General features: G+C 59.9%; 20 protein-coding genes and 1 tRNA gene. 16 read left to right on the top strand and 5 right to left on the bottom strand.

The features are described 5' to 3' along the window. Positions 1 to 33 precede the first annotated feature (33 nt). From E5W87_RS10325 to E5W87_RS10310, 4 genes are all read left to right on the top strand, one after another. Positions 34 to 306: a DUF4164 domain-containing protein gene (locus E5W87_RS10325; protein WP_023797069.1), complete on the top strand. Its 273-nt coding sequence runs from the start codon at positions 34 to 36 to the stop codon at positions 304 to 306. 11 nt (positions 307 to 317) lie between these two features. Next, a complete protein-coding gene (locus E5W87_RS10320; RefSeq protein ID WP_095487243.1) occupies positions 318 to 683 on the top strand; it encodes a cell division protein ZapA in 366 nt (121 codons plus the stop codon). Between the two features lie 172 nt (positions 684 to 855). Then, on the top strand, positions 856 to 1,515 hold the full coding sequence (locus E5W87_RS10315; protein ID WP_292396655.1) for a peroxiredoxin: 660 nt from the start codon (positions 856 to 858) through the stop codon (positions 1,513 to 1,515). Between the two features lie 150 nt (positions 1,516 to 1,665). Further along, the gene (locus E5W87_RS10310) at positions 1,666 to 2,538 is read left to right on the top strand and encodes an MBL fold metallo-hydrolase (protein WP_292396653.1); all 873 of its coding nucleotides are present in this window, start codon (positions 1,666 to 1,668) and stop codon (positions 2,536 to 2,538) included. An 80-nt stretch (positions 2,539 to 2,618) separates the two neighbouring features. Here the strand turns inward: E5W87_RS10310 and E5W87_RS10305 are convergent, their stop codons facing one another. Next, entirely contained in the window at positions 2,619 to 3,509 is an 891-nt protein-coding gene (locus tag E5W87_RS10305; protein ID WP_292396651.1) for a LysR family transcriptional regulator, read from the bottom strand. A gap of 103 nt (positions 3,510 to 3,612) precedes the next feature. Between E5W87_RS10305 and E5W87_RS10300 the strand changes: the two genes are divergently transcribed. After that, on the top strand, positions 3,613 to 4,482 hold the full coding sequence (locus E5W87_RS10300) for an NmrA/HSCARG family protein (RefSeq protein WP_292396649.1): 870 nt from the start codon (positions 3,613 to 3,615) through the stop codon (positions 4,480 to 4,482). 37 nt (positions 4,483 to 4,519) lie between these two features. Next, positions 4,520 to 4,993, top strand: a complete 474-nt coding sequence (locus E5W87_RS10295; RefSeq protein WP_292396647.1) for an AtaL-like protein — start codon at positions 4,520 to 4,522, stop codon at positions 4,991 to 4,993. 171 nt (positions 4,994 to 5,164) lie between these two features. On the opposite strand, the gene E5W87_RS10290 is transcribed toward E5W87_RS10295, so the two are convergent. The 3 genes from E5W87_RS10290 to E5W87_RS10280 form a co-directional block, all read right to left on the bottom strand. Then, on the bottom strand, positions 5,165 to 5,572 hold the full coding sequence (locus E5W87_RS10290) for a hypothetical protein (RefSeq protein WP_292396645.1): 408 nt from the start codon (positions 5,570 to 5,572) through the stop codon (positions 5,165 to 5,167). Between the two features lie 492 nt (positions 5,573 to 6,064). Continuing rightward, entirely contained in the window at positions 6,065 to 6,976 is a 912-nt protein-coding gene (rpoH, locus tag E5W87_RS10285) for an RNA polymerase sigma factor RpoH (RefSeq protein WP_029348727.1), read from the bottom strand. Positions 6,977 to 7,181: 205 nt separating this feature from the next. Beyond that, a complete protein-coding gene (locus E5W87_RS10280; RefSeq protein WP_292396643.1) occupies positions 7,182 to 8,267 on the bottom strand; it encodes an RluA family pseudouridine synthase in 1,086 nt (361 codons plus the stop codon). Between the two features lie 26 nt (positions 8,268 to 8,293). Between E5W87_RS10280 and E5W87_RS10275 the strand changes: the two genes are divergently transcribed. From E5W87_RS10275 to E5W87_RS10250, 6 genes are all read left to right on the top strand, one after another. After that, a complete protein-coding gene (locus tag E5W87_RS10275) occupies positions 8,294 to 8,656 on the top strand; it encodes a fimbrial protein (RefSeq protein ID WP_292396641.1) in 363 nt (120 codons plus the stop codon). Beyond that, positions 8,653 to 9,060, top strand: a complete 408-nt coding sequence (locus tag E5W87_RS10270; protein ID WP_292396639.1) for a VOC family protein — start codon at positions 8,653 to 8,655, stop codon at positions 9,058 to 9,060. Before E5W87_RS10275 ends, E5W87_RS10270 begins: the two co-directional genes overlap by 4 nt. Before the next feature lie 90 nt (positions 9,061 to 9,150). Then, positions 9,151 to 9,225, top strand: a tRNA-Glu gene (locus E5W87_RS10265). A gap of 676 nt (positions 9,226 to 9,901) precedes the next feature. Continuing rightward, complete coding sequence (locus tag E5W87_RS10260; protein ID WP_292396638.1) at positions 9,902 to 10,333, top strand: very short patch repair endonuclease; 432 nt, start codon at positions 9,902 to 9,904, stop codon at positions 10,331 to 10,333. Continuing rightward, a complete protein-coding gene (locus E5W87_RS10255) occupies positions 10,320 to 11,504 on the top strand; it encodes a DNA cytosine methyltransferase (protein WP_292396636.1) in 1,185 nt (394 codons plus the stop codon). The genes E5W87_RS10260 and E5W87_RS10255 overlap by 14 nt, the downstream gene beginning before the upstream one ends. 390 nt (positions 11,505 to 11,894) lie before the next feature. Further along, positions 11,895 to 12,422, top strand: a complete 528-nt coding sequence (locus E5W87_RS10250; protein ID WP_292396634.1) for a methyltransferase — start codon at positions 11,895 to 11,897, stop codon at positions 12,420 to 12,422. Positions 12,423 to 12,437: 15 nt separating this feature from the next. Here the strand turns inward: E5W87_RS10250 and E5W87_RS10245 are convergent, their stop codons facing one another. Then, positions 12,438 to 13,154: a hypothetical protein gene (locus E5W87_RS10245; RefSeq protein WP_292396632.1), complete on the bottom strand. Its 717-nt coding sequence runs from the start codon at positions 13,152 to 13,154 to the stop codon at positions 12,438 to 12,440. A gap of 37 nt (positions 13,155 to 13,191) precedes the next feature. Between E5W87_RS10245 and E5W87_RS10240 the strand changes: the two genes are divergently transcribed. The 4 genes from E5W87_RS10240 to E5W87_RS10225 form a co-directional block, all read left to right on the top strand. Next, a complete protein-coding gene (locus tag E5W87_RS10240; RefSeq protein ID WP_292396631.1) occupies positions 13,192 to 15,561 on the top strand; it encodes an ATP-binding protein in 2,370 nt (789 codons plus the stop codon). Continuing rightward, complete coding sequence (locus E5W87_RS10235) at positions 15,558 to 17,240, top strand: DEAD/DEAH box helicase family protein (protein ID WP_292396629.1); 1,683 nt, start codon at positions 15,558 to 15,560, stop codon at positions 17,238 to 17,240. The genes E5W87_RS10240 and E5W87_RS10235 overlap by 4 nt, the downstream gene beginning before the upstream one ends. A 752-nt stretch (positions 17,241 to 17,992) precedes the next feature. Continuing rightward, positions 17,993 to 18,982 carry a hypothetical protein gene (locus E5W87_RS10230; protein WP_292396627.1) on the top strand — a complete coding sequence of 330 codons (990 nt, stop codon included), beginning with the start codon at positions 17,993 to 17,995 and terminating at the stop codon, positions 18,980 to 18,982. 208 nt (positions 18,983 to 19,190) lie between these two features. Further along, positions 19,191 to 19,360, top strand: a 170-nt coding sequence (locus E5W87_RS10225; RefSeq protein ID WP_292396668.1) for a DUF309 domain-containing protein, incomplete at its 3' end; no start/stop codon positions are given.

Raw genomic sequence — 19,360 nt, 5'->3', positions numbered from 1 at the left:
ATTCGGTGATGGGCAGGGCGCAGGACGAAAGCCATGACCGGGGAAACGACACTCAAGGAAGTCATCGCGAGGCTGGGTAAGGCCATCGAGGGGCTGGAAAATGCCGTCGCGGCCAAGCTCGAGCACGAGCGCGACTATACGGAAGCCGAGGCGGAGGTGCAGCGCATGAACGCCGACCGCTCGCGGCTGGCGCAGGAACTCGACAATTCCGAAGCGCGCGCCGAACGACTGGAAGACGCCAACAAGGAAGTGTCGCGTCGGCTGGTGACCGCCATGGAAACCATCCGCGCCGTGTTGGACAGATAGGGGCTGGCCCAATGGCACAAGTCACGGTTTCCATCGACGGCAAGCAGTATCGCATGGCTTGCGACGAGGGCCAGGAAGAGCATCTGATCGACCTGGCCGAGCGCTTCGACCGCTATGTCTCGCATCTGAAGGATTCTTTCGGCGAGATCGGCGACCAGAGGCTGACCGTGATGGCCGGCATCATGGTCATGGACGAGCTTTCGGAACTGCAAAAACGCGTCAAGGGTATGGAAAGCGAAGTGCTGACGCTGCGCAAGACGCGTGACGACGCGCTGACCAAGGCCGACAAGAACGATTCCGTGCTGACCAATGCACTTGGCGCGCTCGCCCAGCGCATGGAAGATCTGGCCACGACGCTGGCGGTGAACAAGGCCTGAGCCAGCGCAGCGGAAATTCCTGCTGCATTGCCGAGAAGCAATGAAAATTTTTCGCCGCCGGCCGCAATGCCGGTGGCAACAGGCGTTTGAAGGATGACGCCGGAGTGGTAGAAGGGCAAAGCAGCGCCGGCGGTGCCGGCTGCAATCTGCAATCACAGGGTAGGGACACGTCATGAGCCTTCGTATCAACGATATCGCGCCGGATTTCACCGCCGAAACCACGCAAGGGACGATCAGCTTCCACGACTGGATCGGTGACGGCTGGGCGGTGCTCTTCAGCCATCCGAAGAATTTCACGCCGGTCTGCACGACCGAGCTCGGCACGATGGCCGGGCTGGAAGGCGAGTTCAAGAAGCGCAACGTCAAGATCATCGGCATTTCCGTCGATCCGGTCGCGAACCACGCCAAATGGCAGGACGACATCAAGACGGCGACCGGCCATTTGGTGAACTATCCGCTGATCGGCGACAGGGATCTCAAGGTCGCCAAGCTTTACGAGATGCTGCCGGCGGGTGCCGGCGAAACCTCGGAAGGGCGTACGCCCGCCGACAATGCGACGGTGCGCTCGGTCTATGTCATCGGCCCCGACAAGAAGATCAAGCTGGTCCTCACCTATCCGATGACCACCGGCCGCAACTTCGACGAGATCCTGCGCGCGATCGATTCCATGCAGCTGACCGCCAAGCATCAGGTGGCGACGCCAGCGAACTGGAAGCAGGGCGAGGACGTCATCATCACCGCCGCCGTTTCCAACGAGGATGCGATCAAGCGTTTCGGCGCTTACGAGACGATCCTGCCGTATCTCAGGAAGACCAAGCAGCCCTCTGCCTGAGCGGCAGGGGCAGCACAGGAGAATTTTCGGTTTTTCTCGCCTGCACGAGCATGCGGTGCTTGACGGCGTGGCGTTGGCGAATGACCATGCTCTTCTTTTACCCCGGCAGGGAAAACCATTCCTGCCGGGTTGGAGTTGAGGGAGCCGGGATTGGACGCGACATCGGCCAAGCTGCAGGTGGCAGGCTTTTACGACAAGCCGAGCGGGTCCATCCAGTATGTCGTCGCCGACCCGCAGACGCGACGATGCGCAATCATCGATCCGGTCCTGGATTTCGACGAGAAGTCTGGCGCCACTGCGACGAAAAACGCCGATGCCCTGCTCGACTTCATCAGAGATCAACGGCTGGTTGTCGAATGGATTCTCGACACCCACCCGCATGCCGATCATTTCTCGGCGGCGCACTATCTCAGCGCGAAGACCGGAGCGCCGACGGCGATTAGCGAGAAGATCATCGATGTCCAGAAATTGTGGAAGGTGATCTACAACTGGCCGGATTTTCCTGCCGACGGATCCCAGTGGAACAGGCTGTTTGCCGATGGCGAGACCTTTTCGGTTGGCGGCATTCCGGCAAAGGTGCTTTTTTCGCCGGGCCACACGCTGGCCTCGATCACCTATGTGATCGGCGACGCCGCTTTCATCCATGATACGCTGTTCATGCCGGACAGCGGCACGGCGAGAGCGGATTTTCCCGGCGGCAGTGCCGCGCGGCTCTGGCGCTCGATTCAGGATATCCTCGCGCTACCGGACGAGACACGTCTGTTCGTCGGTCATGACTACCAGGCGGAGGGGCGCGAACCCTTGTGGGAGAGCACGGTCGCGGAACAGAAATCCAAGAACACCCATATTGCCGCCTGCAGGACCGAGGCCGATTTCGTGGCGTTGCGCGAGGCGCGCGACAGGACGCTGCCGATGCCCAGGCTGATCCTGCACGCGCTGCAGGTCAACATGAATGGTGGACGCTTGCCGGAACCAGAATCCAACGGCCGGCGGTATTTGAAATTTCCGCTCGACTGCTTGTGATGAAATGGGTCGCCGGCACTACAACTCTATCTCAAACTCGGCGCCGCCCCCCATTCGCCCCGCCGGGACGAGTTCGGTCATCACCTGCCAATATAGGCGGCTAGTTCGTCCGGCGTCCCATTTGGGAAGGCCTGTTTTAAAAAGTCCAAGAACGCCGACACTCGCGCGCTGAGCAGCCGCCGAGATGGGTAGAGCGTCCAGAGAGCGATCTCGGGGCCGTCGATATCCCCCCAATTTACCAGTGTGCCGTCGGCCAAGTCGTGGGCCACCAACGAAATGGGAAGACGTGCTGCACCGACGCCGGCTCGCACCGCATCCCGGACCATGATGAGCGTTGACAAAGCGAGGACAGGCTCGATTTTGATTGTTGACCGGCCACCGGGTGTCTTCACGTGCCATGTTTGCCGATCGCCTGCCCCGCGTGCGACGGCAGGAGCGGCGCGTCCGCCGGTCGTGCGAGGAACGGTCGGGCTCGCCACGACGACCAGGCGGTCGCGGAGAAACGCCCGTCCGACCAAGCTTTCGTCGGGATCTGGATTGACTCGGATTACCAGATCGTAGCCTTCCTCGATCATGTCCACAGGCCGGTCCTCGGTCGTGACCTCCAGCCTCACCTCCGGATACTTAAGGGCGAACCCCGCAGCAATCCTCCCCATTGCAGTCTGGGAAAAATGTAAAGGTGCGCTGATCCGCAGTCTGCCCTTGGGTCTCTGACCGCCCGAGGCAATCGCCGAAGCCGTCTCGTCCAGTTCGGCAAGCAACGCCCCCGTCCGCTCGAAGAGCGCTCGTCCTTCTTCGGTCAGCTTCAGGTTACGCGCACCCCGTTCAAACAGGCGCAGATCAAGACTGCTTTCCAATTCTCCAACGCGTCGGGACAGGGTTGCCTTAGGCCGGCCGGTGGCCCTTGCGGCTTTGCCGAAGCCACCATGGCGGGCAACGAGATTGAAATCGGCGAGGGCAAGAAGATCCATGTGTGTTCCACCAGCGAGACGGTGCGTCTAAAATTTCCGTCTATTGGACTCTTAGTGAGCCACACATATTGGGCGTGTCAAGCAACCCAACCGGAGAAATTTCATGACCATTCTCGTTACCGGCGCCACAGGCAATATTGGCCGTCAAGTCGTTGAACACCTTGTCAAGCGCGGCGCCGATGTACGTGCTCTCGTCCGCGATCCCGCTAAAGCCAACTTTCCCGCAGGCGTATCCGTCGTGCAAGGCGACTTTCTCGATGTCGATTCGCTGCGCAAAGCCATGTCTGGCGTTTCCACGCTGTTCCTCTTAAACGCCGTCGTGCCGGACGAATTCACCCAAGCTTTGGTCGCGCTGAACGTCGCCCGATCGGCCGGCATCGAGCGGATCGTCTATCTGTCGGTGATCCACGCTGACGTCTACGTGAACGTGCCGCATTTCGCGGGTAAGTTCGGGGTCGAGCGAATGATCGAGCAGATGGACTTCCAGGCTACGATCTTGCGCCCGGCCTACTTCATCCAGAACGATCTGATGATCGAAGACGTCATCACCGGCTACGGCACCTACCCGATGCCGATCGGCACCAAGGGTCTCGCCATGATCGACGTCCGTGATATCGCCGAGATCGCCGCCCTTGAGCTGCTGCGTCGCGAGCAGTCTGCAGAGCCGCTTGCGCTTGACCGGATCAATCTCGTCGGTCCAGAGACACTGACTGGGACGGATATCGCCGCAATCTGGTCAGACGTGCTCGCCCGCCCGATCAACTACGGTGGTGACAATACAGAGGGCTTTGAACAAAATCTCAAGCAGTTCTTGCCCGCCTGGATGGCCTACGACATGCGCCTGATGGGTGAGCGATTCTTGACGGACGGGATGCTGCCTGAGGCCGGCGACGTCGAGCGCCTGACCGCCCTGCTCGGGCGTCCATTGCGCCCATATCGCGACTTCGCCTCAGCAATCGCTGCCTCCGCCTGACGGAAGCAACAGCCATCTGGTTACAAGGATTACCATTATGATCTATTCGACCGCCACAGTTCCGGTGAACCCGGAAGGCGAAATTCGATTGACGCGCGCTCAGGCGTGGAAGGGTCTTGAACTCAAAGCACGCGACGCCCGCTTGTTTCTCGTCGCGGGTCTCTGCACCCGTTGCGACGTTGTGGAGGAAAGCGCGACCCATTTCGTGCGTGAAGCCACGATCGGTGGCCACGATCTGCGCGAAATCGTCACGCTCGAGCCGGAAAGCAAGGTCACCTTCTTCCAGGCAGCCGGTCCGCGTGAGGGAGTGATTGTCAACGAACTGTTCGAAGATGAGGAAGGCGCACCGCAACTGCGCTTCTACTGCTACATGGGCCTGCGCGGCAAAGAGCCAAACGGTCGCGAGGAGCAGGCCGAGCAGGCTCAGTTTGCTAGCGAAAACGGCTACACGGCCGCCTTGCTGTGGACGCTGAAGCGGACCCGCGAACTGCTGGCAGAGGGAAACCTCTGATCATCGCCGAAACACAAGCAACAGGGCAGCCTCTTGAGGAGGTGCTCTGCCTTGTGGGGAAACAAAAGGATGACTACGTCCGTCAGCCGCACCTAAAAAGTGGTCCTTGGTGCATCCGGCCCGACCGGCCGCCGGATTGTCAGCCAGACGGCAGCCCGCAGCAGTCTAGCTTCAGGGTTTTGTTCGGCGGGCTAAATGTTCATACGTGATTTGCCAAGGGTCGCTGTCGGAAGATCTTTCCTCGCCGATCCAATGGAAGCTGTTGGCAGTGATCTCAGTGAAACGCCATCGAGTTTTCAGACCGCGCGAGTCAATGCCGAACTGGACAATGTCCTTACCCTCGGCCCGCCCGATCTGGCGCGAGTAGTCTCGGTTGAGCGGGTCGTTCCATATGATGTGCCAGCCATCGATCCCAGGATCGAAGATGCGCAAAGTCGTGCCATACATCGTGGAGGGCGCAGGGCGCTTGGGCCTGATCCAAACGTCCTGAATCGCGCGGCCTTCGAGCACCCAGCCAAAATGGCATTCTCCATCCCATTTCTGGATTGTGCCGTCGTCGAGGTAGTGGACCGTGTCCATCTCCCAGCTTCCAATTAGCCATCCATACAGGTCCATGTCTTTCGCTCGGTCGGCTGGGGGACCTTCGGATCCGAGAGCGGTGAGAAACGGAGAAATCGTCATCGTCATACTGCCTTGGCTTCCAAATAGATGAGCTCAACTGCCCAGCGCAGCCCCGGCGCCCGCCCGCCGCAAGCGCCGCTTGTGGAATTTTGCGACGGAAGCCCGTGTCGGCGCCGGAACATTGCCGTCACAATTTGCAGCGTTGCGGTTTCCGGGGCTTGGGAAAAATTGCTATCATGCCGCTATGAATAAGATCGTTTGCGAACGCGATGGCGAGGCCGGAACCGCCGGCATCTTTGGTGGAGCGGTAGCGCGTCGCATGGAGCGGGCAAATAACCAACGCTAGCTAGAATATGGCACCAAGGGACAGTTCTCCCGGCAGTCGGAGGACCCATAAAAACGGCGGCGCCAGTTACCTGACGCCGCCGTTATTTGTTTCCGTCGGAAGCTTTACGCCGCCGGCTGCGCCTCGATGGTGCGCAGCGCCTGCATCTGGCGCTTGGCCGCGGCCTTGACCGCGTCCTGCACCTTCTCGAAGGCGCGCACCTCGATCTGGCGCACGCGCTCGCGGCTGATGTCGAACTCGGCCGACAGCTCTTCCAGCGTCAGCGGCTCCTCGGCCAGGCGGCGCGCCTCGAAGATGCGCCGCTCGCGCTCGTTGAGCACGGCAAGAGCGCCGGACAGCATGCCGCGCCGGTTTTCCAGCTCGTCCTGCTCGATCAGCGCCTCTTCCTGGCTTTCGTGGTCGTCGACCAGCCAGTCTTGCCATTCACCTGATTCACCTTCGCTCGCCCGGATCGGTGCGTTGAGCGAGGCGTCGCCCGACAGGCGGCGGTTCATCGACACCACCTCCGCTTCGGACACGTTGAGGCGGGTGGCGATCTCGGTGATCTGGTCGGGCTTCAAATCGCCGTCGTCGAGCGCCTGGATCTTGCCCTTCACCTTGCGAAGGTTGAAGAACAGGCGCTTCTGGTTAGCGGTCGTGCCCATCTTGACCAGGCTCCACGAGCGCAGGATGTATTCCTGGATCGAGGCCTTGATCCACCACATCGCGTAGGTGGCGAGCCGGAAGCCGCGCTCCGGTTCAAATTTCTTGACGGCCTGCATCAGGCCGACATTGCCTTCCGAGATCACCTCGCCGATCGGCAGGCCGTAGCCGCGATAGCCCATGGCGATCTTGGCGACGAGCCGAAGGTGGCTGGTGACGAGCTTGTGTGCAGCCGTGGTGTCCTCATGCTCAGCGTAACGCTTGGCGAGCATGTACTCTTCCTGCGGCTGAAGCATCGGAAAGCGACGGATTTCTTCCAGGTAGCGGCTGAGGCCGCCTTCGCCGGAAACGATACTGGGTAATGATTGGGCCATGATAGCGCCCCCTCTCTTGGAGTGGTGCCCCCGAAACGCGGCGGGCATATGTCGCGACGCCAAAGGCTCGTTCGCGACAGCGGATGTATATAGGAACAAAACCAGAAAGGACAGCATTGGTTCAACACGAAACAGTGTGTCACGCCAAAGTGAACAACGCCGGTCAGGTTTTTGCCGATCAGGTTTTGAGTGGATGGATGGCGGTTCAGAGTTTGCGAAAGCCGTCGACGAGTTCCTCCATATCCCTCGGTACAGGCGCCTCGAACCTCATCGTTAGATGGGTAGTCGGATGCCGAAATTCAAGGAGGCGGGCATGCAATGCCTGTCGCGGAAATGCCTTCACCCGGCCTTTTAGCGGCTCGGGCAGCCGGTTTGCCTTGGTGCGAAAGGCTTGGCCATAATCGGGATCGCCGACGACCGGATGGCCAATATGGGCCATGTGGACGCGGATCTGATGGGTGCGGCCGGTCTCGAGCCGGCATTCGACCAGGCTTGCCGTGGCAAATTCCTTTTGCTGCTCGCCAAAGGGCTCGATCACGGTGAAATGGGTGACGGCGTGGCGGGCATCGTCGCGGCCCTCCGGCACCACGGCACGGCGCACGCGGTCGGCGGCGCGGCCAAGCGGCTCGTCGACCTTGCCTGTCGGTCTCATCGGTATGCCCCAGACCAGCGCCAGATAGGCGCGTTTGAGATCGCCGGTCAGGCCATGGTCGGCAAAGGCCTCCGACAATGATTTGTGGGCGCGATCGGTCTTGGCGACGACCATGACACCGCTGGTCTCCTTGTCCAGGCGGTGGACGATGCCCGGCCGCCGCACACCGCCGATGCCGGAAAGACTGTCGCCGCAATGGCGGATCAGCGCGTTGACCAGCGTGCCGGTCCAGTTGCCGGCGCCGGGATGGACGACAAGCCCCGGCGGCTTGTTGATGACGATCAATTCATTGTCTTCATAGAGGACGTCGAGCGGGATGTTCTCGCCCTGCGGCTCCGCCGGCTCCGGCTCCGGCATGTCGACCGACACGCGGTCACCGGCCGCCATCTTGCGCTTGGTCTCGGTGACCGGCTGGCCGCCGACATTGACAGCGCCCTGCCTGATCAGCATCTGCACCCGGCTGCGCGACATGTCCGGACCGAGCTTGCCCGCCAGCCATTGGTCGAGGCGCTGGCCGGCCGCATCGGGACCCGCTTCCAGCACGGTCGATCCCCCGTTTGGCGATCCATCGTCTGGCGATCCGCCCTCCATCAATCCGTCCTCTATCAATATGGGGGCCTCTTCGTTATGAGCGCTCATCGAAAATCATTCCGGAATGTTTTGCCATGGCTGTTGCCGACGAAGACGAGGAAAAGCCGCTCGACCCCGAAGTCGAAAAGGTGCGCAAGAAGCTCGTCCGCTTCGTCGCCATCAATCTCGGCCTGCTGTTCCTCGCCCTTATGGTGGTGATTGCAGCCCTTGTCTACAAAACGCGCACCGCGCCGCCGGCCAGCGACATCCAGGTGCCATCAGGCGAACCGCTGACCGGCGACATCGTGCTGCCGGTCGGCGCCAAAGTCATCAGCCAGTCGCTCTCCGGCAATCGCGTCTCCATCGATGCGGAGCTTGCCGACGGCAGCCGCGCCATCTTTGTCTACGACATCACTGAGCGCCGCATCATCGGCCGCTTTTCGATCCGGAACAAATGACTGGTTTCGCCGAAAATCGCCGCGTCGCCACGGTCGCGCTTGTCGTCGCCAATTACGACGAGGCGATCTCCTGGTATGTCGACAGGCTGGGCTTTTTGCTCACCGAGGACGTCGATCTGGGCGGCGGCAAGCGTTGGGTCACGGTGGCGCCGGCGAACAGGCAAGGCGCACGGCTACTTCTGGCCGAAGCGGCCGATGATGCGCAGAGGGATAGCATCGGCAACCAGACCGGCGGCCGGGTTTTTTTGTTTCTCGAAACCGACGATTTTGTCCGCGACCATGCGACGATGCTCGAAAAGGGCGTCGAATTCCGTGAGGCGCCCCGCGTTGAGCCCTATGGCACTGTGGCGGTTTTCGCCGATCTCCACGGAAATCTCTGGGACCTGATCGAGTCAAAACGCTAGGCTTGCAACGGAAATCTTCCCGGCACCATCGACTGTCCGAAGCCCAGTTGCTTTTTCCCAGCCGTCAGCCTATATCGCCGGTTCTTGAACGCGCCCATCGTCTAGCGGTCAGGACACCGCCCTCTCACGGCGGGAACAGGGGTTCGATTCCCCTTGGGCGTACCAACAAAATCAAAAACTTAGCTTTCCCATCAAACCTCGGTCCCGATAAGAGACCCGAAAAGCAGTGCTATCGCGGCCGAATCAGCTGCAGCGTGAGTCCCAGCAGCATTCGCCAACCTACCTTTTGATGTTGATGCCGAATATGAGAAATTGTTACGGGGCTTTAATGGTGATCCTGCCAAACAGTAACCTGTTGGGTTGAGCATCAAGAAGGGCAGCCCTCGCGGCTGCCCTTCTGCGAGTATGTTTGGCGCGCCGATACCAGGACCATATTCACTGTGAACTTGCAAATCGCAGCCCGACCAATGCCCTTTTGGCGATCGGGCGTGGGCTTGCAGCCTAATGGTCCTCGGCTGGGGAAGGCCCGGGAGAACATCGACAGCGTCGGTCCAACCGATGCGGCGTTCCTGTTCCGAACCGTTTCCAGAGGAAAGGCCCCCGAGGATTGTTTCCTTGGCAAGCGCATACCCTGCTGGAGCCGTCACTCTCTGGTGTTCGGAGTCGCATGCGGCTCGAACACCATCGCCGCCCGTTGCGTCCGTGGTGCACTGGGCGGAGATGCTCACCGGCTGACCGACTTGCGCCAGGAGCGATCGTTGCTGTCAAGCGCGCGCAGTGCTGGCCTCGTTCAAATTTAAGGACGCTTTCCCACGGCCCACTCATACTTTATCGTTGCCTAGTGGCCGACACCCTTACTTTTCTCGAACGAAGTCAGCGCATGGCGCGCGTCACCGGCGCGGACACCAGGCCCGAACTGATCGTCAGGCAGCAGCTGTGGCATATGGGATACCGATACCGCCTCCATGCACGGGACCTACCCGGTAAGCCCGACGTTGCGTTTCGCGGTCGCAAGTGTGCGATTTTCGTGAACGGCTGCTTCTGGCACCGCCACCCCGATCCAGCGTGCCGGCTGGCGCGTTTACCGAAAAGCCGGCTCGACTTCTGGGTGCCGAAGCTGGAGGCTAACCGCGAGCGCGACGTGGAAAATATTTCGCAACTTAAAGCGCTCGGATGGCGGGTCCTGCTTGTGTGGGAATGCAGGATGAAGGATAGAGAACAATTGGGAAACAGACTTTATCGGTTTGTCGAGGGGATTGATGAAGGCGATTGAGCTTTTCGCAGGCGCCGGGGGCCTAGGACTAGGGGTTAGCCGGGCGGGGTTCACGCCGATCGAAGTTGTAGAATGGGACCACTGGTGTTGCGACACCATTCGCGAGAACCGCGCGCGGGGCTCCGATGGAGTACGTCACTGGCCGGAGCCGCGCGAGGGCGATGTTCGCAGTTTCTCGTTTGAGGGTCTCGCCGGCATCGACCTGGTGACGGGTGGCCCGCCCTGCCAACCCTTCTCACTGGGAGGGAGGCATCGCGCGCAGCATGATCATCGCGACATGTGGCCAGAAGCGGTGCGGGTCGTGCGCGAGACCCAGCCGTCAGCGTTTATTTTTGAGAATGTGAAGGGACTCACCCGTGAGACGTTCGCGATCTATTTCAGCTACATTTTCCTCCAACTCACGTATCCCGAAATCGTGTTTCGTGGCGATGAGACATGGCTTGATCATCGCGCGCGATTAGAACAGCACCACACCTCGAGCCGGTCCTCGGGGCTGAGCTACCAGGTGCTCCCGCCAAAAGTGCTCAATGCGGCCAATTACGGCGTGCCGCAAAAGCGTGCGCGCGTCTTCTTCGTTGGGTTTCGCTCGGACCTGGGCGTTGAATGGTCGTTCCCGCGCGAGACCCATTCCCGTGACGCGCTTCTATGGGATCAGCATCGAGGCGGCGACTATTGGGATCGGCATGAGATAGCTAAGTGCCATCGCCTGGCCGACGAGCCTGCAGTACGCGCTGCCGAGGCGATTACCGCTAGACCCGCCACGCTTCCCTGGACAACCACCCGCGATGCGCTGATCGGACTGCCTGATCCCGAACTGTCGCCGCGGGCGGTGCACGGGTTCAAGGACCACCGCTTGCAAGTCGGCGCCCGCTCGTACCAAGGGCATACCGGAAGCCCGCTTGACGAACCCGCCAAGACCTTGAAGGCGGGCGTTCATGGGGTACCCGGCGGCGAGAACATGCTGCGCCGTCCCGACGGCTCGGTGCGCTATTTCACGGTGCGCGAGAGCGCGCGGCTGCAGACATTCCCGGACGACTACGTGTTTCACGGCTCCTGGAGCGAGACGATGCGTCAACTGGGCAACGCTGTTCCGGTCGACCTCGCCTACGCAGTGGCTTCGTCAGTTCGCGAACATTTGGATCGAGCGAACGCCCATGCCGGCCGAGCATGAGTTACCTTATCTACCATTCATTCCCGTCTATGATCTTCAGGAATGCGTCGCCGCCGGGTTATTCTCCGGTCGGTATTGCGATCTGTTCGCCATGCAATTCTGTCAGCCCAACCGTACACAACCCGGAACAATCACCGTGATGTCGTCAGATCGTCAATTCGATTCGCCTGGATCACTAGTGAACATGGACCAGGCGGGCGCTAGAGCGATCTAATGAATGTTACCCAAAACAAATCCCATGCGGTCATGGCCCAAAGGTACGAGGCCGCAGATAGTCTAGACGATTTTCCGACCCCACCGTGGGCCACTCGGGCGCTCATCGAGCATGTGCTTGGAGTTGATGACGTCGGGTCGATGAGTTGTCTCGAACCCGCGTGCGGACGCGGCCACATGGCTGAAGCGCTGAGACCCTACTTTCGTACGCTGGAGGTGAGCGACATCGGCGGCTACGGATACGGCGATCGCCGCGATTTTCTTTCGATTGAAAGCCGCCCGATCACCGACTGGGTAATCACCAACCCGCCCTTTCGCTTAGCTGAGGACTTCTTTCTGCACGCTCACCAAATCGCGCGCGTCGGCGTCGCCCTTCTCGTGCGAACCGTCTTTCTCGAGAGCATTGGTCGACACCAGCGGGTCTTCTCCAAATTCTCTCCAACAATGGTCGCTCAATTCTCTGAGCGAGTGCCGATGGTAAAAGGGCGGTTGGACCCAAAGGCGTCTACCGCCACCGGATACGCCTGGATCATCTGGCGAAAGCCGCTGGTTCAGGACACGCGCCTTGTCTGGATACCGCGGTGCCGCAAGGTGCTGGAGCGAAGCACGGATTACGAGCCCGGGTTTCTCAGCCATTCCTCCGTGACCGGGAAAATATCACGTGAGTCGGCCGGAATTTCAAAAGATCTATTCTCAGACCTGTAAGCGCTGCATCTTCGATCAGACAGCTCCATGCTCGATCAAGGCGTAGAGCTCATCGCGGAATCGAGCATTAACCGCCTCAATCGCGGCCTGAACAGGAAAATCGAAGTGCTGATCGAGGTCATCTCCTACCAACGAGAATGGTTCGGGGATCGATCGTAGCCCATAGTAGAACACGATGTAGGCGGCGGCGCCACGCGCCGGGATCCCCATCGAACGGGCATAATCTCTGAGATGCATCTGGGTGCGCAGAAGCTCGTTCAGGATCAGGCGCTTTTTCCCAGCATCATATGCGCCGTTGCCACGTTTCACATTGTACGACCCGATGATGCCGTTAGCGTTGTCGAAAACGAGCAGATCAACCGGTATGGTTTGATCGTACTCGCCATATGACATCGATATCTCCCTATAGGAGGCGGGCGGTTTGGCTTTTTGCAGTTCAAGTCGGGAAGCTGGGCCGAGTTTGAATTCGTCCTCGGTCCATACTTGGAGACGTCCGCAATCCTTCAATCTCTCGAGCAGCGCGCGGCCCAGGATCTGGCCATGTCGCTTATAGGCTGAACTAATAATGCTGGTCGCGCGTGAATACTTCGTGCCTCCGATTGGATCGGATCGAAAGCTTGTGTCGGCCAGCCTGGACAACGCCGCGCTTAGCGTCGGCTGCATCCGCACCAGGAAGGCGTCGAGATCTTCTGTATGTCGCTCTTTCATCATCGCCCCGGCAACTTGTATCATCTACGGTGGACACGCACTATCGAATCGAGGGGGGACGATGACGCAAGCAATACCTCAGACCGCCGGCACGAGGGAGTTTGATCTCGCCCCTTCGCCGCGTGTTCTCCCGATGCTCGGCGAGATCAACCTCGACCAGTGGCGGTGCATTGGTGAGTTGGTGGATAATTCGATTGACGGCTTTCTTCACGCGAAGCGACGTGGCGAGGGTGTAGGCGATCCCGTCGTGCAGATCACCCTTCCGGAAGCTGACCGAGAGGAGGCCGTCGTTCAGATCGTCGACAACGGCCCGGGAATGACGACCGAGAATCTCGAGAAAGCCGTGAAGGCGGGTTGGTCGGGCAACAATCCAACCGACAATCTCGGTCTTTTCGGAATGGGGTTCAACATTGCAACCGCGCGCTTAGGCCTAACCACTGAAGTGTGGACGACCCAGGCCGGCGATTCTGAGTGGCATGGTCTTGAGATCGACTTCGATCGCCTGCAGCGTCAGGGGAATTTCCGCACTCCCTTGCTGACTACGCCGAAGCCCGACACGTCTGTCCACGGAACGAAGATTATCATACGTCGGCTTAAGCCGACGCAGCGCCAATGGCTTGCGAAGTCCGGCAATCAATCACAACTCAGAAAGAGGCTGTCGCAAGCTTATGCCGCCATGCTCCGACCTAATGGCCACCCAATTGAGTTCAAGCTGTATCTAAATAACCGCGTCGTTCAATCGCGCCCGTTTTGTCTTTGGGGGGAAACTCGATCAACCGAGTTGCCCGACCTTGGCGAGGTGCTCGCCGTCCAAACGTTCAACTATCCCCTCAGCGACCGCCACCATTGCATATCCTGCATGAACTGGGTCGCGATTCCGATTACCGCGCCCGAGGTGTGCCCGGTGTGTGGAGGCGAGGGAACACTGCAGAGACGAACACGGCGTGTGCATGGTTGGATCGGCCTTCAACGCTATGCGGACACTGTCGACTTCGGCCTCGACTTCATCCGGAACGGAAGGAAGATCGAACTCAGCAGCAAAGACCTCTTCATCTGGCGCGGCGACAACGGTGAGGAGCCCGAATACCCGATCGATGACCCGAGCCGACGCGGTCGGTTTGTGGGCGAAATCCACATTGATCACTGCCGGGTGAATTTCGCCAAGGAACGCTTCGACAGGACTGACCCGGCTTGGGATGAGATGGTGAAGCTCATCCGGGGCGAAGGGCCGCTCCGTCCAGAGAAGGCTCGAGAACTCGGGCACACCAACAACAGCAGCCCTCTCTTCAAGCTTTATCGAGCGTTCCGCCGAATAAGGCCGCATAGCAGCGTCGCTGGCGGTTGGAGGCGCCTTCTGGCGGTCCCCGACAATGGGATCGCCAAGGAACTCTCTCAAAAGTTCTATGACGGACATCCCGACTATCAGGAGGATACCCATTGGTGGCGCCTCATCGAGGAGGCTGAGCGGCGGCTGCTTACAACGTCCGGCACCCCGGGTGACGACAGTAGTGATGACGATGGGCTGCCGGAAGGCTTGCTCGACGAGCCTGAGCAGCCAAAAGCGGAAGCGGAGCAGGTCGCGCCACCACCACCCTCGCCAGACTATCGCGCGCAACGGCGCGAGGCTCCTAGCCTGTCCAGAACCTACGTCTACGCCCCAGCTGGTCAGACCTTCACTGTTAGGGCGTTTGAGTGCGTCGCGCATGATCCAGACATCGGTACTGACGCCGCCTGGAGTCTTGTTATGGGCGACGTGGCGACCAGGACCTATCATTTCTTGTTCAAGCCGCGCGCCGAGGTGTTTCGTTCCATCACGCTCGAACCTCTTGACGCGCTTCTCATCGAACTCTCGTTTCTCACCGGCGAGTATCTGCGGACCGCGAAAGTAGCGCCATCCAATGCCGCGCTATTAGGGTACTATCGCGAGCACTACGCACAGACGGCAAGCTTGGACGCTCGAATGATCGCGTTGGACGCGAGCGATGCGCTATCCACATTGGCTAGAGCGATCCTCCACAATATGCCGAGCGCTGAGACCAGCAAGCTGTTCGACGTCCTCACTGTTGAGCAACGGTCCGATGTCATGCGAGCACTGGCTCGAAAAGGCATCGCGCCCGCCGCTCCAATCGCGGACGGCTCATTCCTCACCGCCGCACCTGTGACGATCCTCGGGCAGATCATCGAGGCGTTCCCTAACCTGGTCTTCGACGGAACGTTCTGGGACACACCCTATTCTTCGCTTGAGTACGGTGACGCCCAGCTTACGGAGCGCGCTAAACAGCAAGTCATCGACCGAGCGAAGTCGCTCGTCTCGGACGCCTCTTGGCTCGCGGAGGCTGACGCCACAATTCTAGGCGACATTCGTAAGGAGGAACTCGTCCGAGGATTGATGTCCGTCAGTCTTCTGCGTCCTGACCGGGAAATCCCGTGAGCCGCCCGTTCCTTGATGAGCGCCGCCTGCTCGACGGTCCATGGCAGGCCTTCGAGCGCGACGTGGCGAGAGCGTTTATGTTTGCGGGGTTCGACGATGTCCGCATCGTCGGGGGCACCGGCGATATGGGCGCTGATGTCGTGGGCGTGAAGGCCGGCCAAGTTTGGGTCGTCCAGTGCAAGTTCACGAGCACCTCATCCCCCCCGAAAGCAGCGGTCGAGGAGGTGCTCGCGGCCGGCCGATTTTACGAAGCCCATCGCATGGCTCTCGCGACTAGCCGCGCGCCAGGCAAAGCCCTTATCGATGAGTTGGCCCGTGTAAAGGAACTTGGGTTCAAGGTCGAGCTGCTCAGCCCAAACAAACTTATGCAGATTATGGCGAGCGTGCCCGATCTGCCGCCAATGCGCAGGGAATTACGGCCCTATCAGGACTACGCCTGCGATCGTCTTTTCGGTGCGCTGGAGGAGACGGGTCGAGGCCAACTTGTCCTGGCGACGGGGCTAGGAAAAACGGTCGTGATGGCCGAGGTCGCATCGCGCCTTTTTGACGCCGGCACCCTAGAAAACAGTCGCATCCTGGTTCTCGCCGACAAGCGTGAACTGGTTCGCCAGCTCCAAATTGGGTTCTGGGCGCAACTGCCAAAGAACGTCGCAACACATCTTCTCGCGCCAGAAGAGGAACCCGCTTACTGGGAGGGAGTCACATTTGCGACGGTTCAGACGGTTCACAGCAGGGTTGAGAAGCTGCCGGAGTTTGACGCTGTCTTCGTGGACGAGGCGCATCATATCGGTTCACGAACATATCAAGAGGTGTTGCATAAACTCGCCCCTAAGCGGCTCGCCGGCGTGACGGCCACTCCATGGCGCGGCGACGAATTCGACATTGATACTGTCCTCGGCCAACCTCTCTCCCGCGTTGGTATCGCTGATGGTTTGAAGTTTGGCTATTTGAGCGAGGTCGACTATCGGCTGCTTGCTGATAACATTGACTGGGAATTTATTCAGAACGCCTCGGCCTATGGCTACACGCTGTCTGAATTGAACCGGCGGCTGATCATTCCCACCCGAGACGAGGAGGCGGCGCGCATCTTCGCCGACGTCTTCAAGCAGGAGAACCGCAAGTCCGCGCTGGTCTTCTCGCCGAGTGTCGATCACGCGGAGCACTTCACTGCCACGCTCCGCTTGTTCGGCTTTCGGGCTGAAGCGATGTTCGGAGCCTCGCCAGCGCGCGAGCGAGACAAGCTGATGTCGCAATTTAAGAGGGGCACCGTCGATGTCCTTTGTACCGTCGATCTATTCAACGAGGGCGTCGATGTACCCGACGTTGATCTGATCGCGTTCATGCGCGCGACCCACAGCCGTCGAATTTTCGTGCAGCAGCTTGGCCGCGGCCTTCGTATAAAGCCAGGCAAGGACAAGGTGGTAATCCTCGATTTCGTGACGGACCTGCGCCGCATGGCCGAAGTCACCGAACTGGAACGGATAGCGGGACTCAACGCGCCGACCGAGAAGCTGCCATTGGGGGGCCATCTCATCGAATTCGCGGATCGGTCCGCAGGCTCCCTCCTGATGGAATGGGTCAAGGACCAAGCGTCACTCTTGCTTCGAGAGGGGGACCCCACGTTAGATCTGCCCAGCTTCGAATATCCAAACACGCTTCCGCACGGTGGTGTGCATTGACCGTCCCGAGGGAGATCCGAGACGCGATCAGGGAGCGCCTTTGGCAAACGGCAGACCGCCTCCAGTGGGATTCTCTCACCCAATCGGAGAAAGCGCGCCATTATCAGCAATGGACCGACAGCGATATCGGCCGAACTCTCGCCGCCCACATGGATGCTCGATCTGTAAGGGTCTATATCAAGGACACTCTCCTCAAAGGCTTCAGCCGCCAAAAGCTCAACCTGCATGAAGGCCAGGTATTGCGCGTCCTACAGCGACACCGCCAGGACGTCGCGGAGACCTTCATAAAGCCTCACGGCTTCCGTTTCACCGACGGCGCGTTTGTGGCGTGGGGGCGAGCGGACGATTGGAAATCGCTACTAGGTGCTCTGTTCGAACGATCTTACGGAACTCGCGGTACGGAACTAACAGCATTTCTATTTCGAGCCGCGCCGAGGTACGTTCGCCCGTCAACCCGGGAACTCGTCGAGGCAGCCGCGCACTGCCTTGGAGTAACCAAGTGTGTTTGGTTCGACTGACGAGCGTAGAGTTCGGCGACATGGGGCCAATCCGTCGCCTTCCCGCAGGCATTCAAGCTGGCCCCCCGGCAAGGACCCGGATGCGGTCAGAACCCCACGCCTACGGTCAACTAGTATTGATAAGGCTCATTTCAGGATGGCACCGAGGCGGACGCCCGCGACACGGGAACCCTCCCACATCGGCGTCCCAGCGCGTGGTACTCCCTCTAGATCAATCAATGGATGTCACCGACCATGGTACGCGCCGTCAACGGGCAGCAAGCAAGAAGGAAGCGCGCCCTGCTCGATTCCAACATATGGCGGTACGTGATAGATGGGGGCGCGCAAGGAGCGCTCTTGCAAGCCGCTCGCGATGGTAGCTACACGGTTCAGATTGCCCCAGCCGTGGTCTACGAGGCTCTACGCCTTCGTGACGTGCCGCTACGCAATCGATTAATCTCTCTTATGACGAATCGCCGCTTCGAGCGCTTGATGCCCGAAGCGTATAGCGAGGCTATGGAGATATTGAGTGAGGTCCAGCGGCTCAAGCCGGACTGGCTCCGCCCGCAGCCCGACAAAGATTTCTTTGATCGCAGCCGGAGAGACTGGTCTCGAAAGATGGGGGGATTCTGGGTCAGGTGCGCACGATCACCGGAAGAGGAAGCCCTCCACCAGCAAGCGGCAGAAGGCACATTGCTCAAACGAGCCTTCGAGCAAATCAAAGGGGCGCGCAAGGAAATGATGGAGGTGGGCTGGAAGACCAACCCATCAATGGACAAGACGTTCGCAGCGCTGCCCCATCCAGTTCCCGGCTGGAACGGCGAGATGGTAGAAGCTTGGCGGATCGAGAGCTGGGCTGGCGTGACCTATGCGTTGTCCCGCCCCGGTAATGCCTATCGCGACTGGATTGCACCCTTCGTCGAAGTTGACGGCGGGCTACTGAATAGCCCAGAATGGGTCGAGTTCTGGCTACACCTCGTCAGCTTGGAAGCTCTGCCCCGACAGTGGATGCGGTGGGCGCATTCCTTTGCTCAGCGCTTCCGTAAGGTGACTGAGGGCTCGGGGGCGGACAACCAGCTCTTTACCTACCTATTGGAAACCGACCGGGTGATCACGGCGGACAAGGCGCTCCTGGATATCCTTGAGGAGTGCCGTCCATTTGCGCCCCGTCCTCTGCCGATAGGGCAGTTGGTGCCAGCAGGAGTTCCGGGCGTTGAATTGGTGCTCAGTATTTTGGCGAAATGAGGGTCGCGGTAGCAGCGCCTAGCTCGTCGGCGCTGCACCGCGTGGGTCTATTTCACGTCCTTGCTTGCTGCCCGAAAAACAGTTTCCCGACCTATGCGTACATGCTTGGCAAACATCCGCATCTGGTGCGCGATCCCTTGGGCCACAGTTACCAAAACGAGCCGGTGACCGTCGCCGTTGAGGAAGCGCTAGGCTCAGATGTGTTTAGATGAGAATCGACCTTTTCAACCACGGCTACTACTGGGAAGCTCATGAGGCTTGGGAGCCTCTTTGGCACACTGCGAAACAAAGCACCCAGCATCGCCTGTTCTTCAAGGGATTGATCCTGTTGGCGGCGGCGGCCCGGGTGAAAATCCGCGAGGGAGAAAGCGGGTCGCT

Source organism: Mesorhizobium sp. (assembly GCF_004962925.1).
Classification (GTDB): Bacteria; Pseudomonadota; Alphaproteobacteria; order Rhizobiales; family Rhizobiaceae; genus Mesorhizobium.
The sequence above is the reverse complement of the archived record's forward strand: the minus strand, read 5'-3'. Positions and strand labels throughout refer to the sequence as shown.

Bases quoted from the DNA above. Each gene is read 5' to 3' on its own strand.
- E5W87_RS10325 (WP_023797069.1), top strand. From the start codon at position 34: ATGACCGGGGAAACGACACTCAAGGAAGTCATCGCGAGGCTGGGTAAG.
- E5W87_RS10320 (WP_095487243.1), top strand. From the start codon at position 318: ATGGCACAAGTCACGGTTTCCATCGACGGCAAGCAGTATCGCATGGCT.
- E5W87_RS10315 (WP_292396655.1), top strand. From the start codon at position 856: ATGAGCCTTCGTATCAACGATATCGCGCCGGATTTCACCGCCGAAACC.
- E5W87_RS10305 (WP_292396651.1), bottom strand. From the start codon at position 3,509: ATGGATCTTCTTGCCCTCGCCGATTTCAATCTCGTTGCCCGCCATGGT.
- E5W87_RS10300 (WP_292396649.1), top strand. From the start codon at position 3,613: ATGACCATTCTCGTTACCGGCGCCACAGGCAATATTGGCCGTCAAGTC.
- E5W87_RS10295 (WP_292396647.1), top strand. From the start codon at position 4,520: ATGATCTATTCGACCGCCACAGTTCCGGTGAACCCGGAAGGCGAAATT.
- E5W87_RS10290 (WP_292396645.1), bottom strand. From the start codon at position 5,572: ATGGACACGGTCCACTACCTCGACGACGGCACAATCCAGAAATGGGAT.
- rpoH (WP_029348727.1), bottom strand. From the start codon at position 6,976: ATGGCCCAATCATTACCCAGTATCGTTTCCGGCGAAGGCGGCCTCAGC.
- E5W87_RS10280 (WP_292396643.1), bottom strand. From the start codon at position 8,267: ATGAGCGCTCATAACGAAGAGGCCCCCATATTGATAGAGGACGGATTG.
- E5W87_RS10275 (WP_292396641.1), top strand. From the start codon at position 8,294: ATGGCTGTTGCCGACGAAGACGAGGAAAAGCCGCTCGACCCCGAAGTC.
- E5W87_RS10270 (WP_292396639.1), top strand. From the start codon at position 8,653: ATGACTGGTTTCGCCGAAAATCGCCGCGTCGCCACGGTCGCGCTTGTC.
- E5W87_RS10255 (WP_292396636.1), top strand. From the start codon at position 10,320: ATGAAGGCGATTGAGCTTTTCGCAGGCGCCGGGGGCCTAGGACTAGGG.
- E5W87_RS10250 (WP_292396634.1), top strand. From the start codon at position 11,895: ATGGCTGAAGCGCTGAGACCCTACTTTCGTACGCTGGAGGTGAGCGAC.
- E5W87_RS10245 (WP_292396632.1), bottom strand. From the start codon at position 13,154: ATGATACAAGTTGCCGGGGCGATGATGAAAGAGCGACATACAGAAGAT.
- E5W87_RS10240 (WP_292396631.1), top strand. From the start codon at position 13,192: ATGACGCAAGCAATACCTCAGACCGCCGGCACGAGGGAGTTTGATCTC.
- E5W87_RS10230 (WP_292396627.1), top strand. From the start codon at position 17,993: ATGGTACGCGCCGTCAACGGGCAGCAAGCAAGAAGGAAGCGCGCCCTG.